Here is a 2,799-nt window from a genome sequence, read left to right on the forward strand (position 1 = left end):
CCGGGTTTGGCCATACTTTTTACAGTTTTATCTTTTAATCTGATAGGCGAGGGCTTAAGAGACGCTTTAGATCCTAGACAGCAAGAACAGGGATAAGTTGTAAGTGATAAGAATTAAGTTAAAAACTATACAAACAAAGTCGTTACTTAATCCTTACACCTTAACACTTATTACTTAAATATGAACATTTTAAAAATTAAGAACTTATCAGTTGAATATTATAGAAACAAGCAGGTTATCTCAGCGGTAAAAAGTGTATCGCTTGAAATAAATGAAGGCGAAACAGTTTCAGTAGTCGGAGAATCGGGTTCAGGCAAAAGCACTCTGGCGATGGCAATAATGGGACTGATTTTTCCGTATGAAGGAAAAATTACTTCGGGCGAGATATTTTATAAGGATAAGAATCTCATGAACAACAAACAAAACGAATGGACTGATATTCGCGGAAAAGAGATATCAATTGTTTTTCAGGATCCTTTTAATTCATTAAATCCCGTTATAAAAGTTGGTGAACAGCTTTTTGAATCATATTCAATTCATAATCCGAATATTAATAAAAAAGAATCTCGGGCAATTATTAATGATACTTTAAAAGATGTGATGTTTGATGATATTGAACGAATTTATAACGCATATCCTCATCAGCTTTCAGGCGGACAAAGGCAGCGGATTGCTCTTGCTATGGCGGTAATCAATAAACCAAAAATTCTTATTGCTGATGAACCAACTACCGCGCTTGATGTAACCATTCAAAAAGAAATTCTGGATTTAATAGATAAACTGAAAAAAGAATATTTGCTGACAGTAATTTTTATTACTCATAATCTGGCAATAGCAAGCGAAAGAAGCCAAAGAATGCTGGTAATGTCTAACGGAGAAATAATAGAAGACGGTGCCACTAAAGCGATATTTGATAATCCCAAAAAACCTTATACCAAAATGCTTATTGATTCTGTGCCGAGGTTAATGTAATCAAATGGAAAATTCTAAAATAGTTTTGTCTGCTAGAAATATAAGCAAATATTTTGATGTTGAAAGCGGGTTTTTCTTAAACAAAACAGGAATTATACGCGCTTTGGATAATGTTTCATTTGATTTAATAGAAGGCCAGGTTCTTGGAATAATAGGCGAATCGGGTTCGGGAAAAACTACCCTAGCAAAGGTTTTATGTAATCTTATAAATCCTGATTCGGGGAAAATAGAAATATTAGGCAAAAACATAAAAAGCTATTCTCAAAGCGAGTTGTCAAACGCAATACAAATGATTTTTCAAAATCCTTATTCTTCGCTGAACCCTAAACTGACCGTAGGGACTATTTTAAAAGAAGCTCTGAACAAAATTAATAAAGACAAGGAACAATCTATCAAAGAAATATTGCAAATTGTCGGGCTTTCAGATATAATGCTCAATTCTTATCCGCACCAATTTTCAGGCGGACAAAGGCAAAGGATTGCGATAGCCAGGGCTCTTTTGAAAAATCCCAAAATAATGATTGCTGACGAACCACTTTCATCTCTTGATGTGTCTATTGGCAGCCAAATCCTTGAACTTTTTAAAAAGCTGAAAAACCGTTTTTTACTTTCGTTTATTTTTATCAGCCACGATATAATAACTACGGCGCTATTCGCCGATTATGTGATTGTGATGAAAAATGGTAAAATTATTGAAAAAGGAGAAACAAAAAAAGTTATTATCTCACCAGAAGATTTATATACAAAAAAATTAATCGCATCTGTTCCCAAGATTGCGTAAAGGTATTTATGAATGAGCTATTTAATAAAATATTAAAAATTGCAGGAAAAAATGAAGTTTATATTGTCGGCGGTTGGTTAAGAGACAAGATCCTTCATAAAGAAAATAGGGACCTTGATATAATAACGTTGGCTAATCCAATAAGTATAGCCAAAAAAATTGCTCGGGGACTAAACGGAAGGCTCGTCATTTTGGATACTGAAAATAAGATTTACCGTGTTGTGCTTAAAAATGACAAAAGGCTGGACTATATTGATATTTCAAAAATGAAAGGTTCAAATATTCTTGCAGATCTTAAAAACAGGGATTTTACAATAAATTCTTTTGCTGTTCCTCTTGAAAAAGAAATAAGAATTTCTGAAATAATTGATCCTTTCAAAGGCCTCAGTGACCTAAAAGGAAAAAAAATCAGGCTGACTTCAGCTCACGCGTTAGCTGACGATCCGCTGAGAATGTTAAGAGCATATAGAATGGCTTCCGAACTTAAATTTAAAATAGTTCCGGAAACGATAAAGCAGATTAAGAAATATGCCCCAAAAATAAAGCAAAGCGCCTGGGAAAGAATTAGGGAGGAACTTTTTAAAATTCTTTCATCGGAAGATTCTTTAAATAAGATTGAAGAACTGGAAATATCCGGGCTTCTGGATCGTTTATTTCCGGAAATTGATGAAATGAAAAGATCCGGCAGAAAATTCTATTATCATCCCAAAGGATTATGGCAGCATTCAACCGAAACTCTGCGAAGTCTTGAAAACATAATTAACAATCTGGATGAATTATTTAATAAAAATGGAGAAAAGGTTAGAAACCATTTGAACGAACCTTTATCCAGCGGGATTACAAGACTGAACTTATTAAAAATAGTTTCACTGTTTCACGACATTGCTAAACCCTCTACTGCCAAAAGAGTCGGTGACAGAATGCGTTTTTTTGGCCATGAATCAAAAGGCGCTCAGAAAGTATCTGAAGTCCTTAAACGGCTTAGATTGGGAGCTTCTGATATAAAGATAGCTAAAACACTTGTAGAACACCATATGAGGCCAATA

4 protein-coding genes are annotated in these 2,799 nt (G+C 34.1%); all 4 read left to right on the top strand.

Annotated elements, in window-relative coordinates; translation table 11 throughout:
- The coding region (locus NT145_05870) for a peptide ABC transporter permease (protein ID MCX5782214.1) at positions 1-96 on the top strand (96 nt) is incomplete at its 5' end.
- Between the two features lie 84 nt (positions 97-180).
- A complete protein-coding gene (locus tag NT145_05875; protein MCX5782215.1) occupies positions 181-972 on the top strand; it encodes an ABC transporter ATP-binding protein in 792 nt (263 codons plus the stop codon).
- Positions 973-976: 4 nt separating this feature from the next.
- Positions 977-1,753, top strand: a complete 777-nt coding sequence (locus NT145_05880; protein MCX5782216.1) for an ATP-binding cassette domain-containing protein — start codon at positions 977-979, stop codon at positions 1,751-1,753.
- 8 nt (positions 1,754-1,761) lie between these two features.
- Positions 1,762-2,799: HD domain-containing protein (locus NT145_05885; GenBank protein MCX5782217.1), on the top strand; the 1,038-nt coding region annotated here is incomplete at its 3' end.

It is taken from the genome of Elusimicrobiota bacterium (assembly GCA_026388075.1).
Taxonomy (GTDB): domain Bacteria; phylum Elusimicrobiota; class Endomicrobiia; order Endomicrobiales; family JAPLKN01; genus JAPLKN01.

Excerpts from the sequence above, each read along its gene's own strand:
- NT145_05880 (MCX5782216.1), top strand. The coding sequence starts at position 977 with ATGGAAAATTCTAAAATAGTTTTGTCTGCTAGAAATATAAGCAAATAT.
- NT145_05875 (MCX5782215.1), top strand. The coding sequence starts at position 181 with ATGAACATTTTAAAAATTAAGAACTTATCAGTTGAATATTATAGAAAC.